The 18,242-nt window shown below is 35.6% G+C and carries 20 protein-coding genes, 2 tRNA genes and 3 pseudogenes; 15 read left to right on the top strand and 10 right to left on the bottom strand.

The genetic code is table 11. The features are described from left to right. Window positions 1–199 precede the first annotated feature (199 nt). The 5 genes and pseudogenes from OOK87_RS07360 to OOK87_RS05065 all read left to right on the top strand — a co-directional run. Window positions 200–445 (top strand): annotated as a pseudogene (locus tag OOK87_RS07360) (PD-(D/E)XK nuclease family transposase); the annotation flags it as partial. Between the two features lie 359 nt (window positions 446–804). Next, complete coding sequence (locus tag OOK87_RS05080) at window positions 805–1,071, top strand: hypothetical protein (RefSeq protein ID WP_264688118.1); 267 nt, start codon at window positions 805–807, stop codon at window positions 1,069–1,071. Window positions 1,072–1,079: 8 nt separating this feature from the next. Beyond that, on the top strand, window positions 1,080–1,319 hold the full coding sequence (locus OOK87_RS05075) for a reverse transcriptase N-terminal domain-containing protein (protein ID WP_253309103.1): 240 nt from the start codon (window positions 1,080–1,082) through the stop codon (window positions 1,317–1,319). Between the two features lie 147 nt (window positions 1,320–1,466). Further along, window positions 1,467–2,066: a group II intron maturase-specific domain-containing protein gene (locus tag OOK87_RS05070; protein ID WP_309166908.1), complete on the top strand. Its 600-nt coding sequence runs from the start codon at window positions 1,467–1,469 to the stop codon at window positions 2,064–2,066. Then, window positions 2,063–2,863 carry an Rpn family recombination-promoting nuclease/putative transposase gene (locus OOK87_RS05065; protein WP_264688269.1) on the top strand — a complete coding sequence of 267 codons (801 nt, stop codon included), beginning with the start codon at window positions 2,063–2,065 and terminating at the stop codon, window positions 2,861–2,863. The genes OOK87_RS05070 and OOK87_RS05065 overlap by 4 nt, the downstream gene beginning before the upstream one ends. Before the next feature lie 34 nt (window positions 2,864–2,897). On the opposite strand, the gene OOK87_RS05060 is transcribed toward OOK87_RS05065, so the two are convergent. Then, window positions 2,898–3,539: a latrotoxin-related protein gene (locus tag OOK87_RS05060; protein ID WP_264688268.1), complete on the bottom strand. Its 642-nt coding sequence runs from the start codon at window positions 3,537–3,539 to the stop codon at window positions 2,898–2,900. A gap of 2 nt (window positions 3,540–3,541) precedes the next feature. Here OOK87_RS05060 and OOK87_RS05055 point away from each other — a divergent pair, with 2 nt between their 5' ends. Next, complete coding sequence (locus tag OOK87_RS05055) at window positions 3,542–3,766, top strand: ankyrin repeat domain-containing protein (RefSeq protein ID WP_253309672.1); 225 nt, start codon at window positions 3,542–3,544, stop codon at window positions 3,764–3,766. Between the two features lie 158 nt (window positions 3,767–3,924). Here the strand turns inward: OOK87_RS05055 and OOK87_RS05050 are convergent, their stop codons facing one another. The 5 genes and pseudogenes from OOK87_RS05050 to OOK87_RS05035 all read right to left on the bottom strand — a co-directional run bounded on the left by OOK87_RS05050 (window position 3,925) and on the right by OOK87_RS05035 (window position 8,256). Continuing rightward, the gene (locus OOK87_RS05050) at window positions 3,925–5,034 is read right to left on the bottom strand and encodes a WD_0033/WD_0034 family tandem repeat-containing protein (protein ID WP_264688267.1); all 1,110 of its coding nucleotides are present in this window, start codon (window positions 5,032–5,034) and stop codon (window positions 3,925–3,927) included. A gap of 375 nt (window positions 5,035–5,409) precedes the next feature. Then, window positions 5,410–5,546, bottom strand: a pseudogene (locus tag OOK87_RS07460) (IS4-like element ISWosp8 family transposase); the annotation flags it as partial. A 204-nt stretch (window positions 5,547–5,750) separates the two neighbouring features. After that, window positions 5,751–7,562, bottom strand: a complete 1,812-nt coding sequence (glmS, locus tag OOK87_RS05045) for a glutamine--fructose-6-phosphate transaminase (isomerizing) (protein WP_264688266.1) — start codon at window positions 7,560–7,562, stop codon at window positions 5,751–5,753. 119 nt (window positions 7,563–7,681) lie between these two features. Further along, window positions 7,682–8,042 (bottom strand): annotated as a pseudogene (yajC, locus tag OOK87_RS05040) (preprotein translocase subunit YajC); the annotation flags it as partial. 137 nt (window positions 8,043–8,179) lie between these two features. Then, a tRNA-Asp gene (locus OOK87_RS05035) sits at window positions 8,180–8,256 on the bottom strand. A gap of 192 nt (window positions 8,257–8,448) precedes the next feature. On the opposite strand from OOK87_RS05035, the gene rpsB reads away from it, so the two are divergent. The 7 genes from rpsB to OOK87_RS05000 are packed head-to-tail and all read left to right on the top strand — an operon-like array spanning window position 8,449 to window position 13,270. Continuing rightward, entirely contained in the window at window positions 8,449–9,297 is an 849-nt protein-coding gene (gene rpsB, locus OOK87_RS05030) for a 30S ribosomal protein S2 (RefSeq protein ID WP_253309669.1), read from the top strand. After that, entirely contained in the window at window positions 9,278–10,138 is an 861-nt protein-coding gene (gene tsf / locus OOK87_RS05025; RefSeq protein ID WP_264688265.1) for a translation elongation factor Ts, read from the top strand. The genes rpsB and tsf overlap by 20 nt, the downstream gene beginning before the upstream one ends. Before the next feature lie 10 nt (window positions 10,139–10,148). Next, complete coding sequence (pyrH, locus tag OOK87_RS05020) at window positions 10,149–10,883, top strand: UMP kinase (protein ID WP_182182811.1); 735 nt, start codon at window positions 10,149–10,151, stop codon at window positions 10,881–10,883. A 7-nt stretch (window positions 10,884–10,890) separates the two neighbouring features. Continuing rightward, entirely contained in the window at window positions 10,891–11,448 is a 558-nt protein-coding gene (frr, locus tag OOK87_RS05015) for a ribosome recycling factor (protein ID WP_264688264.1), read from the top strand. 6 nt (window positions 11,449–11,454) lie between these two features. Next, the gene (locus OOK87_RS05010; RefSeq protein ID WP_264688263.1) at window positions 11,455–11,958 is read left to right on the top strand and encodes a hypothetical protein; all 504 of its coding nucleotides are present in this window, start codon (window positions 11,455–11,457) and stop codon (window positions 11,956–11,958) included. Beyond that, window positions 11,959–12,654, top strand: a complete 696-nt coding sequence (gene uppS, locus OOK87_RS05005; RefSeq protein WP_015589050.1) for a polyprenyl diphosphate synthase — start codon at window positions 11,959–11,961, stop codon at window positions 12,652–12,654. Further along, window positions 12,644–13,270: a phosphatidate cytidylyltransferase gene (locus OOK87_RS05000; RefSeq protein ID WP_253309667.1), complete on the top strand. Its 627-nt coding sequence runs from the start codon at window positions 12,644–12,646 to the stop codon at window positions 13,268–13,270. Before uppS ends, OOK87_RS05000 begins: the two co-directional genes overlap by 11 nt. Window positions 13,271–13,294: 24 nt before the next feature. On the opposite strand, the gene OOK87_RS04995 is transcribed toward OOK87_RS05000, so the two are convergent. Then, window positions 13,295–13,486, bottom strand: coding sequence for a zinc-finger domain-containing protein (locus tag OOK87_RS04995; protein WP_253309666.1), 192 nt, complete (start codon window positions 13,484–13,486; stop codon window positions 13,295–13,297). 68 nt (window positions 13,487–13,554) lie between these two features. After that, on the bottom strand, window positions 13,555–14,061 hold the full coding sequence (coaD, locus tag OOK87_RS04990; protein ID WP_253309665.1) for a pantetheine-phosphate adenylyltransferase: 507 nt from the start codon (window positions 14,059–14,061) through the stop codon (window positions 13,555–13,557). Window positions 14,062–14,142: 81 nt separating this feature from the next. Here coaD and OOK87_RS04985 point away from each other — a divergent pair. After that, window positions 14,143–14,215 (top strand) — tRNA-Phe (locus tag OOK87_RS04985). 80 nt (window positions 14,216–14,295) lie between these two features. Continuing rightward, on the top strand, window positions 14,296–15,297 hold the full coding sequence (locus OOK87_RS04980; RefSeq protein ID WP_264688494.1) for a gamma-glutamyl-gamma-aminobutyrate hydrolase family protein: 1,002 nt from the start codon (window positions 14,296–14,298) through the stop codon (window positions 15,295–15,297). A gap of 120 nt (window positions 15,298–15,417) precedes the next feature. Here OOK87_RS04980 and ubiH read toward each other — a convergent pair whose 3' ends face one another. Together ubiH and OOK87_RS04970 are read right to left on the bottom strand one after the other, a co-directional pair. Then, entirely contained in the window at window positions 15,418–16,566 is a 1,149-nt protein-coding gene (gene ubiH, locus OOK87_RS04975) for a 2-octaprenyl-6-methoxyphenyl hydroxylase (protein ID WP_253309980.1), read from the bottom strand. A 529-nt stretch (window positions 16,567–17,095) separates the two neighbouring features. Beyond that, window positions 17,096–18,106, bottom strand: coding sequence for an Mrp/NBP35 family ATP-binding protein (locus tag OOK87_RS04970; RefSeq protein ID WP_253309664.1), 1,011 nt, complete (start codon window positions 18,104–18,106; stop codon window positions 17,096–17,098). Between the last annotated feature and the right edge of the window lie 136 nt (window positions 18,107–18,242).

The following is an 18,242-nucleotide window of genomic DNA, read 5'->3' as shown; positions in this document are numbered from 1 at the left end:
GGGTTTTTAGGCGCTTTATGAGGGGGTTATAAAAAGATCTAAGGACCTCTAAGGTGCGTAGTAGTATTCTAAAGCCATCTATGGGAGACATTTTTTTCATCAACGCATTCAAAACTTAAAAAAATAAACTAAAAATAAAGAAGTTGAATATTTTTTCAGAATTATGTATAATTATTAATGCTTTTTAGGTACCCTTGCTATGGCTCTTTCGAAATTTCTCGATCCAAAGAATGATGTCGCATTTCGCCGTATCTTTGGTACTGAAAAAAATAAAGGTATCCTTATTCACTTCCTCAATGATATTCTGGGTTTTGCTGGCAAAAATGCAATACAGGATATAGAGTTTTTAAGTACTATTCAAGACCCTGATATCGCCGCTAAAAAGCAAAGTATTGTTGATGTTCTCTGTAGAGATTCTACAGGTGCTCAATACATTTGCGAGATGGTGCGACCTGAAAGTCTTCGGTCATATTGTTTAAAGGGAGAGGAATTCCTTCAGAAAGAAACTGAAAGAGTTCTAAAACTTATTAAACCAGATGTTTTGCCATCTGAGTCTACGCATCAGTGCGAATCGGGTAACCGGTTGGTGCCGAGCGATGCGGACAATGAACCTCCTCTTGAAAAAAGAAGATGCGTAATCGTAAGAGGAGCATAAACTACAAGCATCATGTGGTTGGAGGGCTAGGCTAGTGGTATGGTGAACGTAAGTGAAGCTTCGTAAGTATCGTAAAAATTGAAGAGCTAAAGATGCTGATAAGCTCTGACCAAAAGGTAATGTGGATAAGTTACATTTTTCATCTCTAGATGTACGCAAATAATAACTCCACCGGTATAGAGAAGTCACCTAACCCACTGTTGTATGAAAGAAGGAACAGGGTAAGCCTGTATTTCCGCCTATATGGCAAGCAAACCGCAAGGAACGCTGATGAAAATGCAGGTAAAGGAAAATGGAGAAAGCGAATGCCATTTTGTAACGAAATGGATAGAATTTGTAACATTAATTCGCGTGAAAACGAGCAGACTTCCATTTGGTCCCTCGTGACAAGAAACTTTGTCAACCACTTAAGGTAGGAAAGCAGATGATTACAAGTAAAACTGTAAGTGCACCTACCAACAGCTCCGAAGCATGGAACCAGTTGCCATGGAAGAAATGCCAAAAGGTTGTTATGAGGCTACAAAGGCGTATTGTTAAGGCTGTTCAAGAAGGAAGATGGAGTAAGGTAAAATCTTTACAACATCTCTTAACACGCTCTTTTAGTGGAAAAGCTTTAGCCATTAAAAGAGTAACTGAAAACCAAGGAAAAACACAGCAGGTGTAGATCGTCAACTATGGTCAACTTACAATGCTAAATTTCAAGGAATAAAGCAGTTAAAACAAAGAGGGTATAAACCTTCTCCGCTAAAACGAATTTATATCAGTAAATCTAATGGCAAAAGAAGACCTCTTGGAATACCCACGATAAAAGATAGAGCCTATTACAAAAGGGTTCGATTTTCTCGGTTGTAATGTACGTAGATACAGCAAGAAATTAATTATTACGCCTTCGAAGGAAAGTGTTAAGAGGTTTCTTAAAAAAGCGCGTGCATTAATAAAAGCAAATATAGGTAGTTCACAAGCTGTAGTAATTAAATCACTCAATCCTCTACTAAGAGGATGGGGAAACTATTACCGTCATGTGTGTGCTAAAAAAGCGTTTAGTAAGATCGACAATGAAATTTGGCATAGTTTATGGAAATGGGCAAAGAAAAGACATCCCCGTAAAGGGTTACGTTGGATAAAGAATCGCTACTTCAAAGTAACGAATCATCGTCAATGGGTCTTTGCTACTTCTGTATGCAAGAACAAACCAAAGGAAATAAGGTTTATGAGCTTACTCAAACTAAGCGATATTCCTATTAGACGTCATATTAAAATCAGGGCGGATGCAAATCCACTTGACTTAAAATGGAAAAAGTATTTTGATAAAAGAGTGAAACGAACAAGAATGTTAGCAAGCTCTTTCTCAAGAGAAGGTTCTCTACTGTTAGTGTCACCACTAAAGATGCTGTTTTCCGAGGAATCATGAAAGACAAGCCGGTTCGAGAAAAGAAGAACTTAGATAAGGGGCTCAAGCGCAGTGCTGGGAAACCTGCATGCTGCGTTTCTAAGGGAGGGAGTAGTAGTAATACTACTTCCTTACCTAACCAGGTCGCTAAAACTAAAGGCTTTGAAAAACGTGCCCAATACTATGCTGCCAAAGCCTATTCAAGACAGGCTGACAAGGGCGATCAATACCATGACCTTAAGGAAATTATCTTCATTGCTATAGCAGATTGTGTACTGTTTCCTAATAAATCTGAGTACAAATCAAAGCATACTATTCGAGATGAAGACACTAATGAACACGATCTAAAAGATTTTTATTTTATATTTATTGAATTGCCAAAATTTCCGAAAACAAAAGAAGATCAGTTAGAAAATATAGTTGAAAAATGGATATACTTCTTTAAATATGCAGATGAGACTAGTGAAGAAGAGCTGGAAAAAATAATAGGTAGTGATGTAATAATTAAAAAGGCCTATGAAGAGCTAAATAGATTCAATTGGTCAGAGAAAGAATTTATTGCCTACGAACAGGAAATAAAACGTATTCTTGATGAACAGGCTGTCCTCGCTCAAAAACTCGATGATGCTACTGAAAAAGGCATAAAAATCGGACATGAAAAAGGCAGAGCGGAAGGTAGGGAAGAGGGCAGAAAAGATAGGGATATTGAAGTCGCAAAAAACCTACTTAAGGCTGGCGTTTCCATTGATACCATCTCCCAAGCGACCGGTCTTCCTAAAGCTGAAATAAAACAACTTCAGGAAGAAAATACTTTTTAACCATTTTTGTTAAGCTCTTCACAAAAGAGGGATTTCATAGCCCTAAAACATGCTTTATGCCTTTAACTACTGATGTATCGCTTAAGAAGGTATCAGGCTTTTTAGATGGCTCCATTGCAACTACTTTCCTTGAAACACTAGATGTTGGCTGATCTGCAGTCTGCTTTTGTTGTAGAAATACAGTTTCCTTTTTAGCTAAAAACTCTTCTAGATGGCTTTTCACATGAACTAGAAACTCACCAGTTTGTTCAAACTCTGGACAAGCTTCTTTTGCAGATGAGTATAAGGTTTTTGATATTTCAGAGAATTTACCACTTCTTATTTGCCCGGCTAACTTTAAGAATACTTCTACAGGATTAAATTTTAGATTTGTAACTGGTATTCCTGACTCAATAGCAGCACCCTCTAATGCTTGTTCAAATTCTTTTGCAATAGGTAATGCATAAATTTGCGCTTCCTGTTCAGAAATACTCCTTATATCGTTAGAAATATACTTTTGGCCTGTAACTTTTCTTATAAATACATCTAATAAAAGAAGTGTACCATTTGTATCAATACCTTGAGCTGTAATAGCTTTAGAAGGTTGGGAATGCTTCATATCTATAGCTGGCTTAAAAGGAGAAGAGATAAACTGAGGAGGCCAACATTCATGCTCAAGCCCAGAATGGTGCAACACCTTTGCACTTTGCTGCTTCTTATGGTCACTTAGATACAGCCAAGTTTCTTGTGGAAAAAGGGGCTAATATTAATGTTGAAGATAATTATAAAAATACCCCTATGGGTTTAGCTATTGCACAAAACAAGCAAGATATTATAGAATTTTTTAATGTACTATTACCTACTCCTAACTCTAGTCTTGAAGGAGTTTCTACCTGTAGTGGCAATACTAGGTTGCAGAAGTGATTTTTGGGAGCTATTCAAAACCTCATACGCTCAAGGTAAGGAGAAATAGTAGGGAAATAAATATTGAGTTAATAATTTAGAGATTCTTCTTAAGAAATTATTTTCTTGATGATTATGATTTTTTGAATATACACTTTTATGTTGGATTCAAAGAAGACTCAACAATTAGCTGTTCTATATCTTCCACTTTCTCGAGCTTGGTGTTGGGGTTTATGATATTGTACAGCGCAAAGCTCATACACACCAATCCAACTACTCCCACAGCTACTGCTACTGTGACATCGATTTTCAAAACATAAAATACAACACCGCTCACCAATAACGCTGTGCCAACAATACCTGCTACGATTGCCTGTCTTTGCCGTGTTGAGGGTCACAGTGTTGCCAGATCCACTACATGGCTCAGCAAAAGATGGGCTGTCAGCTCTATCAACAGAAGTTGGCTCTACAGTAGTTGAATCATTTTGCACTTCTTCGCTGCTTTCACATATAGGTTGAAGATCTTCACTATTTATATTACATAATTTAGTGTCAGTTTCTGTAGCTTTATCAATTACGTGAGTAGCATCTTTATGCTCTATATTTATTACACTATATTTACATACTTCATGCACTTCCTTACTATTTTCATCTTTAGCTGTAGTAGTTTTGGCTGTTACAACAGTGGGCTTCTGGGTTGCTCTCCTACTAACAAGTTCTCCGGAGAATTTTAAGATTTCTTCTACAGCCTCACTATTTTTACGTGCTTCAGCATAGGTAAATGGGGTGTAAGTCATTTCCTCGCCATTTGAATGTTTTATCGTTATTCTTTTTTTGACAATCTCTTTCAAGATACCATTTTCCTCAGAGATCTTTAACACTGCTCTAATCATGTCATTGTCTCTACGTGATATAGCATCTGTAAGTATTGTATGAATTTCTTCCCGACCATCTGAATGTTTTGTGGTCATCTCTTCATTCAGAACTTCCTTTAATAGTTTTTGTTTTTTGGCTTCTTCTAAAAGATCTTTTACAGCTTGATTATTTTTATGACTTATAGCATAATGTAGTAGTGATAATGTCTCCTCTCTACCCTGATACTTGTAAGTTATTTTTGCTAAAAGAATCGTGCTTACGTTATAGCTGGATTTTTTAAATATTCCATTTCTGAACCTTCCAGCAATACCTTTCCCTTCCTCTATTTCTCTTGCTAGCTTTTGAATATTCTTTCCATCTTTATTTGTTAACTCATATATATCACATACTAATGTCAGTTTTGACGTTTTCATAATGTTTTTCCCCTATTAAGATTTATTGATTTAGTTGTAGTAGTTGCAGTTGCTCGCTCCATAAATTTGGTGCTCTTTTTCAATCAAAGGTGTCTTGCTGCTTGAAATGTTTTCCTTGTAAAAATTTAGCTTATCTTTTACATTGAAACAGCATTAAGACGATTTGCCTTTTTTTGGATGTAGAAATTTTCTAGGAATTGTCTTCTTGAGTTCTATGGTATTTTGTTTAACATTGAAACAAGAGTCTGTTGTCGTTTAATCTGCACAGATTTAAGATAAATGAATACCTTCAATACCATGATAAGGGGGGCTGGCGGAGTTTGTCAAGTAGGTTTTTTCGTCTCTATTCCCAATAAAAGTTCGTTATTGGTTATGCAGGAAGTCTAATACTGTCGTAAAAGGAAGTTTTCTTGTGCGTGTGAAACTTTTTTTCCAACAAAATGGATCTTCTGAAAAGTTTTCGAGTATATTGTATTTTTAATTTGTAAAATAAGATTTTTCCCTTTTTGCATGTTTCACCTAAAAAGGACACATTTTAGACTTCTTTGTTGAAATAAAACAGAAACAAAAGTGCTGTTTATTGCAGCTTTTGGGTAATTTAATGGTAAAAATTTTAGAGAGAAATTTTACACACAATCGCAGACATTTTTCCTTAAGTTGACGCCATTGAGTGAACGGTTACCTTAATTAGAAGTCTAGCTTTAACTTTAAATGGACTACTCAACCGTGACAGACTTAGCTAAATTTCTTGGACAATCGGCATCTAACCCTTTTTTTGCTGCAGTATAGTAAGCAAGGAATTGCATAGCAACACTATAGATGATAGGAGAGATAAAATTATCAGTGTCTGGAAGTTGCACCACATCTGCGCAAACTCCCCTTAGGAATGGCGCTCCTTGCTTATCACTGAAGGCAATTACTTTGCCTTTTCTTGCAATAATCTCTTGTATATTAGATAGCGTTTTAAAGAATAAACTATCATAAGGGATAATTGCTATAACAAGCACAGTAGAGTCTATTAAAGCAATAGAACCGTGCTTCATTTCTCCCGCTGCAATACCAATTGTATTGATGTATGAAAGCTCTTTTATCTTCAATGCACCTTCCATTGCAACTCCGTATGAACTTCCTCTGCCAATTAAAATAACGTTATTGTGCTCTAATATACTACCTGATATATGTTGTATTTGCATCACATTCAAAACGTGCTCAACATACTCGGGAATAGAATTGATAGCACTGCTTAGCTGTTTTATTCTCTCTCCACCCAGTATACCTTTTATTTTTCCAAGCTCCACGGCAAAGCATGCTAAAGTTGCAAGTTGCGCAGAAAAGGTTTTTGTTGAAGCAACACCAATTTCTGGCCCAGCAAGAGTATGTAACACAATATCTGAGATCTTTTCAATGCTGCTGTTAAATGTGTTAGTTATACTAATGATTGTTTGCTTCTGTGATTTCCCATAACGCAGCGCTTCTATGGTATCTGCAGTTTCGCCAGATTGAGAGATGAATAACCCAATGCTGCCTTCTTCTAGCTTGACGTTGCTATACCTAAATTCTGATGAGATTTCTAGATATACTCGAACTTGAGCGACACTTTCCAGCCAATATTTTGCTATTAGCCCGGCAAAATAAGATGACCCGCATCCAACTATAGTAATGTAACTCCGCTCAGAAAACAATTTTTTGTTGACCTCTTTATATTGCTTGTAAAATTGATTTATTGTTTTGTTTAATGCACGCGGTTGCTCAAAAATCTCTTTTAACATGAAGCTAGGATACCCATTTTTGCTAATTAGAAAATCACTTGGACTACTATTTTCTATACTACGTTTAACTTGTGTACCATTGTTGTATATACTAACTCCACTAGATTTTATCACTGCAATGTCACCATCTTCCAAATACGATATTCTTTTCACAAATGCACTTAAAGCATTAGAGTCAGATGCAGCAAACACTGTGTTACAGTTATAGCCTATTGCTAAAGGCAAATTTCTCTTCGCAACAAATAAGGCATCTGGATATTCTGCAAATAATAAGACCAAGGCAAATGAGCCATGTAAGTTGTTTAAACACTTAAATAGAGAATCAACTGGCGACAATCCTTCATCAAGATATAAGGTTAGCATATTTGGTATGATCTCTGTGTCAGTATCAGTATGGAATAACATTCCCCTTTCTTCTAGACCCTTTTTTAGCAGATTGTAATTCTCAATTATGCCGTTATGAGCAACAACAACATTATTTGTATGAATGGGATGAGCATTTTTAAGGCCTGGAACTCCATGTGTAGCCCAGCGAGTATGTGCTATACCAACTGTACTGTGAGACATCTTGCTTTCATCAACAACTTCATACAATCTTTTAACTTTACCTTCTGATTTTTTGACTTCTATCTCGCCTTCGTTATTTATGATTGCTATACCTGAGGAATCATATCCCCTATATTCCAATTTTTGCAACCCAGTTAGTAAAGTTGGTATTACTGAATCACCGCTACTTACTACACCAAATATTCCGCACACAAATGGATCACCAAATGAACTTTCTTTTAAAGTTATGCAGCATTTTTGCCTTTATCATCTTTTCCCTTTTTACTTTCCTCTGGTGGTTGATTTTTATTCTTTTTATCACTCTTTTCGATTTTGCCTTTTTCAATTGGTTTAGCTGCCACTTTTTGAGTTTCTTTGTTTAAAACTTCAGATATAGCGGACTTTAGGACTTTCACCTCAACTTTTGGTGCTATTTCTATTATAAATTGTGCATTTTGCCTCATCAACTTTATTAACTTCACCTATTATACCGCCAGAAGTAATGACTGTATCACCACGTTTTATTTGATCTATAATTTTTCTATGTTCTTTTAGTTTTTTGTGGTTTGGGCGAATAATAAGAAAATAAAATACCACAAATATTAAAATCAATGGAATAAAACTAGCAAAAGATGCGCCGATACTTGATGCATTGCTAGTTGCATCTGCTGCAAAAACTTCAGAAATGAGCATATTTAATCCTAATTGTTAATGATAAAAACAAACCTATTTAAGTATTAATTACAATACCATGCCATGTCAAGTCTGGTGAAAACGTTTCTAAATACCGGCAATAATATTGCGGATTTTAGATTATGCTAAAACCACTATGGCGGGAGTGATGAGACTTGAACTCACGACCTCATGCGTGACAGGCATGCGCTCTAACCAACTGAGCTACACCCCCCATAATTTCTTTTTAGCGTTTTCAGGCTTCGACTTTAAAGCTAATAAACATGTTGCCCTTTGTCAATATTTTTTGTTTGCGCTTTGCTGTCTTTTCTATTACTATGTAAATAATTTAATTTCACACATGGCTTGTACAAGTAGTCCCATTAGGGTTATGCCATGGAAGATAAACTATTTGGAGGAATGATATATGACAAATTTGCCTGAAGTCACTGTGCGTGATTTAGCAGAATCTGGTGTACATTTTGGTCACAAAATTAGTCGCTGGAACGCAAAAATGGCTCCATACATATATGGAGTGCATCAAGAAAATCGTATACATATAATTGACTTGCGAAAAACATTACCATTGCTACAGGTGGCCATGAAGGCTTTATATGACGTTGCATCTCAAGGTGGTCGCATTCTATTTGTTGGTACAAAGTTTCAAGCTTTTGATATTATTGCAAGTGAAGCGATTCGTTGTGGTCAATATTATGTGAATCATCGATGGCTTGGTGGTATGCTTACTAATTGGGGCACTGTTTCTTCTTCGATAAAAACCTTGATACAATATGAGAAAATATTAAATGACGAGGATAGCATTTTAACAAAGAAAGAATTGGGGAACATTGAAAAGAAAAAGCAAAAGCTTGATAAGGCGCTTGGTGGTATTAGAGAAATGGGAGCAATTCCTGATATCTTATTCATCATTGATACTAATAAAGAGCATATTGCGGTTAAGGAGGCTAAAAAGTTAGGAATTCCAATAGTTGCAATACTTGATACTAATTCTGATCCAGATGATATTACTTATCTAATACCTGGAAATGATGACTCAAGAAAATCAATAGAGCTCTATTGTAAATTAGCTACCGACTCTATATTAGCTGGAATAGAGTCTAGTCTAGCAAGATCTGGAGTTAAGATTGATAATATAAAAGGTGATGAGTTTATTCAAGAAAAAGAAGATAGTATTGTGCAAACTAAAAGGAAACGTAGTAAAGTTTACAAAGAAGAAGAAAGGGAGGTAGTAACAAATGAAGATGAATCCAGATAGTATAAGGGAATTACGTGATAGGACAGGGCTTGGCTTAAGTGACTGTAAAAAAGCATTAGAAGAATGTGATGGTGACATCAAGAAAGCCGTTGATAAGTTGCGTACAATAGGTCTTGCTAAAGCTGACAAAAAATCTGATAGAGTAGCTTCAGATGGGCTCGTTGCTATGTGTTTGACTGAAAATTATGGTGCATTGGTTGAACTCAATTGCGAAACCGATTTTGTTGCAAGGAATGAGAAATTTATAGAGTTAGTTTCAAATTTAGCATCAATTGCTCATCAAGAACGCTGTATCAGCGTTGATGAGTTAAAAAATGCCAAGTATGAAAGCATTGGCACAGTGCAGGAAGCTATTATGAATGGTACGTCAGTTCTTGGTGAAAAGTTAGAGTTGAGCAAGCTTTGTTACCTAGAGACTAAGGATGGAGTTGTTGCTGGTTATGTACACGGTGATGTACGTGGTTTAGGTAAAACTGGCGCTTTAGTTGCATTGCAATCACCCGGTGATAAGGCAAAGTTACAGGAAATTGGAAAACAAATAGCGATGCACATAGTTGCTATGAAGCCTGAAGCTTTGTCTATAGATGATTTAGATCAAATGAAGTTGAAAAATGAACGTTCTATAATTGAAGAGCAAGTAAGGAGCTTAAATAAACCTGAAGAAGTAGCAAAAAAAATAGTAGATGGACGAATGGCTAAGTACTATGAAGAAGTTGTTTTACTAGAACAAAAGTTCATAAAAGATGATAAAATGAAGGTTTCTGATTTTATAAAATCAAGCGAGGTGAGTGCTATTAAATTATCTGATTACAAGTTACTTGTTTTGGGCAGTGCAAACTAAATGGCAAGAAATGTCTTCCTTAGCAGATAAAGTAAAATACTCTAGAGTGTTATTGAAGATCTCTGGTGAAGCTTTGATGGGGTCACAGTCTTTTGGCCATGATATGGGAATAATAAGCCAATTATGCAAAGATATAGCTGATGTTAACAGGCTTGGAGTTCAGGTATGTATTGTTGTTGGTGGTGGTAATATCTTTCGTGGCGCATCTGCGTCTTTAAGTGGCTGTGAAAGAGCAAGCAGTGATTATATTGGAATGCTTGCAACTATAATCAATGCTTTAATTTTACAAAACTTTTTAGAAAAAAATTTAGTAGCTTCTAGGGTATTATCTGCAATACCCATGGCCACTGTATGTGAACCTTACATAAGAAGGAAAGCTATTCGTCATTTAGAAAAAGGTAGAGTGGTAATTTTTGCAGCAGGCACAGGCAACCCATTTTTTACTACAGATACAGCTGCAGCCTTACGTGCTGTTGAAATGAATTGTGATGTTATTCTAAAGGGTACACAAGTAAATGGTGTATACTCCGCTGATCCGAAAAAAAATGAGGATGCTGTAATGTATGATAGGCTTTCTTACACGGATTTATTGACTCGTGATTTAAAAGTTATGGATGCATCAGCAATTTCACTTGCTCGTGAGAATTCTATTCCAATTATAGTTTTTTCTTTGAAGGGAGAAAAAATAGTCAATATTATTAAGGGTCAAGGTACTTATACTATAGTTTCAGATTGTAAACAGTAGGTAATTTATGTTAAATGAAATAAAAGCTAAAACAAAAGAAAGAATGCTAAAAACTCTTCAGTCCTTTCATGATGATATTAAAGGCGTACGCACTGGTAGAGCTAGCGCATCGTTGCTTGATGGTATAGTTGTAAATATCTATGGTGGACATCAAAAGTTAAATCAGGTTGCAGGCGTTTCAGTTATAGATAACAAAACCCTATCAATTAAAGTTTGGGATATTAATGTTGTAGGTGAAGTGAAAAATGCTATATTAAATGCCAACTTGAATTTAAATCCTGTTGTTGAGGGCAATACCATACGTATAGCTCTTCCGGATTTAACACAAGAAACCCGTGAAAAATTAGTAAAATTATTGCATCAGTTTTCTGAAAATGCGCGGATTGCCATCAGAAATATACGCAGAGATGTTATGGAAGAAATAGAGAAAATGAAGGGAAATAAGGAGATCTCAGAAGATGATTTTCATGGTGCTAAGAAGGAAATACAAAATATTACTGATGATAATATAAAAAAGATTGATGGTGAATTGTCCATCAAAGAAAAGGATATATTGCATCACTAAGGTAATATGAAAGAAACCTTCAGTAGTGAAAAAGAAAAAATTATATGCAAAGGTGTCATGGAGGTAGTCGACACACAACTGTATGAACGTTGCAATATTGCACAGTATTATACAGTAAATGATGTCATTCCAGTGTCCTCTTTTTTGTCATCCCAGTGCCTTTTTTCCCTGTCATCCCAGTGCGTAACACTGGGATACATCTTATTTTCATCATGGACATTATATGCTCTAAGAATCTGTTATCCATTTCCCTCTTTCCTGTCATCCCAGTGCGTGACACTGGGATACATCTTATTTTCATCATGGACATTATATGCCCCAAGAATCTGTTGTTCATTGCATAATTTGCAAATATTTTTATACTTAGATCCCAGTGTCACGCACTGGGATGACAGGAAAAAGGGCTACTGGGATGACACCTTTCAAGTAGAGATTGCTACTAAATCACTATTTTTGTACAGTGATATGTTAAGCACTCAGATGATATCGGGTGGTTTAGGTGAACTTTAAATGTTGAATCAAGAATCTTTACCGAAACATTTAGCAATTATTATGGATGGTAATGGTAGATGGGCGAACAATCAAGGAAAGGTAAAAATTGATGGTTATAAAAAGGGCAGTGAAGTTGCATACGATATTGCCAAGTATTGTACGGACCTAACCATACCCTACTTAACTTTGTATGCATTCTCTATGGAGAATTGGCTTAGACCCAAAAACGAAACTGACTGTCTATTTGATTTATTTTACTCCGTTTTAACTAATGAAGATAAAGTCAATTTCATTTGCAACTGTAACATTAAGTTGAATTTTATTGGCAATTTAAGTCTGTTATCCAGTAAAATATTGGATCAAATTAAAAAAGCAGAAGAAATGACACATAAGAACGATGGTTTATTACTCACTGTGGCAGTCAGTTACGGAGCAAAGCAAGAAATTACACAAGCTATAAGCAATATTATAAAAGAAAATATTGCTTATGTATCAGAAGAGGAATTTGAAAAATTTCTGTATACTAAAGATCTGCCAAAATTGGATTTATTAATTCGCACTGGCGGCGAAAAAAGATTAAGCAACTTTTTATTATGGCAAGCAGCTTATGCTGAATTGTATTTTTGTGATACTTTATGGCCTGATTTTTCTTGTCAAGATTTGAGTAAAGCATTAGAAGATTATACAAAAAGAGAGAAAAAATATGGTAGATAATAATTTTATAATTAGAATGTTGTCCTCAATAGTAATATTATTCATATTTTCCTTTGCTACATATTTCAGTGATTTATCGTTTTACCTATTGATTTTTTCAATAGCAGTTTTATCTTCTTTTGAATGGTATAATCTAACCCAAGGAAACAAAATTTTATACGTTTTCGCATTATTATTGATTGCACTACCAAGCGCCTCATTAATATATTTATATAACCTACCACAGGGAAAATACGCATTAGTATGGTTCGTCTTAACCATTTGGGGAATTGACATTACTGCCTACCTATTTGGTAAGAATTTTGGTGGAGCTAAAATTTGCCCAATTCTTAGCCCTGGAAAAACTTGGACAGGACTTCTTGGTGCGATTTTAGCTGGAGTAGTGTGCACAATTTTTGGATCAATATTTTTTGGTCTATTTTCAATTTTTTATTCTCCAATCATTGGCCTTGCAATCGCTATTCTAGCGCAACTTGGCGATTTCACTGAGTCGCTTGTTAAAAGAGCTTACGGTGTTAAAGATAGTGGAAGTATGATACCTGGCCATGGAGGAGTGCTCGATCGTATGGATAGTTTCATTTTTACTGCCCCTCTTCTTGCTATTTACATAAGCTAAGTCTGCAGAAGAAACAAAGTGCCATTAGAGGTCATCCCTAGTCAGCTCCCCAACCGCTTCTACAGTACAGTCATGGACAAACGTCTTTTCACAATAAGGGCAGGCTATTTCCTCTTCTTCTCCCATATCTAAATATATTAATGGATGGCCGGAACCCTCATTATTCTCATCACCATGACAACAAACTTTTCTATTATTAACCCTCACTTTTGACATGCTACTCCTTTAGCTTATAACATTTTATATATTGAATATACCCATTCAGAAATAAAAAACAACAAGCACTATTCTCCATTTTTTATCCTATTCAGGTTAATCAATTCGTTTTGAACGCCTTTTGATACAAATTTGCTAACATCTTCTCCTAATCTTGCTATTTCCTTTACAAAACTTGATGAGATAAATTGAGTATCTTCAGAAGCAGGAAGAAATATGGTTTCGATTTCAGGAAGAAGTTTATAATTTACCCAACTCATTTGAAACTCGTAATCAAAATCCGATACTGCTCTTAATCCTCTAATAATAACAGAAGCATTCTGCTCTTTGGCAAACTTCACTAGCAACCCATTAAAAGATATAACATCTGCATCAATTCCTAGCCCTTTGATTTCACTTTCAGCCATGCTTGTGCGTAGCTTTGTGTCAAAGGCAACATGCTTATTAACGTTTTCTGCAACTCCTATTATTAATTTATCGACTAGTTTACACGCTCTTTTGATTATGTCAATATGCCCAAAAGTTATAGGGTCAAATGTGCCAGGGTAGATTCCTATTCTGTTATTAATGTTCATCCTTTATTTTTATATAAACTACTTTAAAAACTTTTGATAGACATAATAACATTTTTTATCTAAAAATGAAAGTATACAGTTGGCCTGATAGCTCAGTTGGTAGAGCAAAGGACTGAAAATCCTTGTGTCGCTGGTTCGATTCCTGCTCAGGCCACCTTCTCTTTCTTGGCAAATTTGCCTTTTTGTTATAAAATACTCTATATCGTAATATAAATATTAGAGAGGCAAGTTATGGTGTATAAATATTACAATAAAGTATTTAAGATCTTATTAATTATAGTTCTATTATTAAGCAATATTACTTATGCTGGCGTTAGTGAAAAACCGGCATCTCAACATGTAACCAGAAAAGAAGAACCAGCGTCAACTGCCTTGACGGCAGAAAATACAGTAAATAATGACATAGTTGTTGGTTTGTTGAAAACGGAAGAAGCACATGAGCTTGGGCTATCTCAAAATATCTACGAGATGTTTAATAACTTTGGGGTTAAGACTGTACTGATTGATTATAATAAGATAATTAGCCTTAAAAAAATTCAGACAGAGTCACTTAATCTCGCAAAACAAGATGAAACATTGGCAAAGAAGCTGACATTAGACCGAATAAAAATTGAAGTTGCAAAGTTTATTAAAGAGCACAAAATAAATAGAATATTTATTCCGGATAATTTACACTCAGCACCCACTCCTTGTCGCCAGCTTGTTACTGAAGCAATTGCAAAAATAGTGGATGATAACCCTGCAATTCATTTACTTGGCATATGTGAAGGCATAATGAATGCAAAGGGAATTGAAGTAGTGAGTGTTGTGAGTGATGAAGAGAAGCGAAGATCTCATTTAAAATCAGCATCTAATCCACATAAAGAGGATGCACCTCTCCAGCAGATAAAGATCGTTCCAAACAGTCGTTTAGCGGAATTAGTAGCTAAATTCTTAATACCTAATGAAAATGGCTGGTTTTCAACATATTTTCCAGATGCTCATTCAGGGGCAGTAAGTAATACACCAGAAAATAGAAGAAAATTGGAGTTACTTGGATATAAAGTTGCAGCATTTTCCAGTGATGGGGTAATAGAGGCTATTGAAGATAAGCACGGTAATATTTACTTTCAATGTCATCCAGAAGCTCTTGTTGTAAAATCAGATAAAAACCTCTATTTATCAAATCACAAGGAACGTCAAGTGTCTACACTAGTTGCTATAGCGATTATAAATGATTTTCTTTATCGTGCTTAATGGCTATAGCTTTAGATTTACCAACGATTTGATAAACGACAAATTCGTCATCCCGCTGCTTGTTAGCGGGATCTAGAGATACCGCGGCGGTATGACTTGCATTAGCTATAAAATAGTAGTTTATATAAATCCCATAGCATGCCGAATGAAGCTTTTTTTGAGAAAATTTGAATTTTCAACTGCAATCAAGCCAAGATTTCTTAGTGCTTTAGCGCAGAATATTCTGTTGGAGAACATCCTATTTAATCCATCAGTTGCAAGCGCCATTGTAAAATTATCAAAGTATCTGTTACGTGAAATTTTCTTTAATAAATAACTACTGCCAACATCAATACCAGATGCTTTTGCAGCAACTATGTGCTTTATAACACTTTCTACATCTCTAATTCCAAGATTAAGCCCTTGACCTGCAACTGGATGAATTGAATGTGCTGCATCGCCGATAAGCAAAACTCTACCCTTATATAACTTTTTTGCGAAAACAAAACTTAAAGGATAAAGTTTTCTTTCACCCTCTAATTTTATCTCTCCTAAATAAGAACCAAATCTTTTTTTGAGCTCTATAATAAATTCTTCTTCAGACAGATCCATTAGCATTTTTGAAATTCCAGATTTTTCTGTCCAAACTATCGAAGAAGTATAGCCACCCTTCATCGGTAGAATTGCAAATGGACCGCCAGGAAAAAAACGCTCTACAGCTAAGTTTTGGTGATGCAGTTCATGCTTTACATTAAATACTATGCTACTTTGTTTATAATCAAATTTCACTGTCGGTATAGAAAATAACTCTGGTAGTTTAGAGTTTTTGCCTTCAGCGCAGATAAGTAGCGATGATATTAATTCCTGGTTATTATCAAGAATAACTTCCACATATCCTGAATCACAAGCAATTGTTTTATAGGAATGTGGAGAGTATATATTTAGTTTATTCAGAAAATTATTGTTGATTGCATTCCATATAGTAGCATTGTTAATAACATAACCCATTGGTTCTTCACCAACCATTTTATGATTGTAATGCACAGTAACCGCATCTAATATGCATATATCAAGTATTGGCTCAGCTTCGCTTTCTATAAACTGCCAAATCCCTAATTTTTCCAATATTTTTTTCGAGCCTTGAGAAATAGCAAATGCTCGGTTGTCATCTACTACACGTGGTAGACTATTTTTTTCAATCACAGCTACAGACACAGAGTCACAACTGAGGCCAATTGCAGTAATAAGACCAAGTAACCCACCACCTGAAATGATTACATCATAATTCATTTTATTCACGCTAATTGTAAAATTATATTTTATCTATTTTGAAAATAGTTTAAACAAACTTTGTATACTATGAGTAAAAGACTTTAAGGTTTTCCTATATACAAATTAAGTCTCTTAGAACCTGTCTTGAAAATGGCTAAGCATAGAAGTAATCATATTAGATTTCTTGCATAACCCAAACTAAGTAGAAAAAAGGCAACTCCCCTGTCATCCCAGTAGCCCTTTCTTGTCATCCCAGTGCGTGACACTGGGATCTCATTTTACTTTATAATGATGTCATGGAAGTAGCTGACACTGGAATTCAGAAAAAAGAATGATGTCATTCCAGTCTGGAATCCAGCCTTTCCATAATCATCAAAACGTTGTATTTTAACATAAAACAGCTATTTTTATACTTAATAAAATTCCTGGATCCCAGACTGGGATGACACCCTTCTGGTAGACAATGTTCGTACAGTTGTGGATTCATTCGCGGTATAAATTCCGCTAACTAGTAGCGGAATGACGGTTTTTCAAATTATAGGTAAACCTAATCCACTTTAGCTATAACATCTTTAGCAATGTCTTCATAAATCTCTGCCAAATCTTCACTTAGCATTAAAGGATTTCCACAATCAGAAGCATGACATATTTGTGGATCCAGAGGAATCCTGCCTAATAGTTTGATGCCCAGCTCCTCAGACATTCTTTTTGCGCCGTCTTTTCCAAATATGTATATTTCTGAGTCATTTTGAATGAAATAACTCATATTTTCCACAATGCCAATAATCGGTATACTGAGCTTTTTAAGCATATCATAAATTTTGCGAGCATCGATTAAAGAGAGCTCCTGTGGAGTTGAAACTATTATCGCCCCGGTTAAGTTAAAATTTTCCATAAGACTTAAATGCACATCGCCAGTTCCAGGTGGTGTATCAACTATCAAATACTCTATATCGGACCACTTTGTTCCCATGAGCAGATTATAAAGTGCTTTTGTGATCATAGGTCCGCGCCATATTGCTGCACGATCCTTGTCAACAAAATAGCCGATTGAAATAGTATGCAGTCCATACCTTTCTATAGGTATTGCTTTTCCACCCTGTATTTCTGGCTTTAATTTTTCAGTGCTAAGCATTTTAGGAATTGAAGGACCATATATATCTGCATCAACCAGCGCAACTTTATGTTTCAACTTTGCTAATGAGAGAGCAAGATTTAGCGCAACTGTGGACTTGCCCACACCGCCTTTACCAGAGGCCACAACGATTATATTTTTCACTCCTTCGATATGTAATTTAGCTTTTTGTTGCCCAGTTTGTTTTTGACAAGTAGCAACCACGATCACTTTTGTCACCCCCGGTATAGCTTTAACAGCTTGCTCACAATTTCTTCTTAATTCTTCGTTTGCTTGCGTGTTACCGGCAACTTCAAGCGCAAAACCAATGTCCCCGCCTTTAATAATGATTGAGGATATTATGCCAAGAGCGATCACATCTTTACCGCTTTTTTGCTCTATGACTTTTTTTAAGTTCTCTCTTACAATTTCTTCGTTGATCATTAGACCTCTTACATAGCAGATCCCAGTGCGGAACATTTGTTTCGGAAACAGTATGTTAAATGTTATAGCAGGTTTTGCCTAGAACACAAGCCAAGTACTGGTTCACTTTATGACAGTATCATGAAAGTAGCCTCTT

This window comes from Wolbachia endosymbiont (group A) of Sympetrum striolatum, assembly GCF_947250715.1.
In the GTDB taxonomy this organism is placed as follows: Bacteria; Pseudomonadota; Alphaproteobacteria; order Rickettsiales; family Anaplasmataceae; genus Wolbachia.
This window is presented reverse-complemented; position numbering and strand designations above follow the sequence as displayed.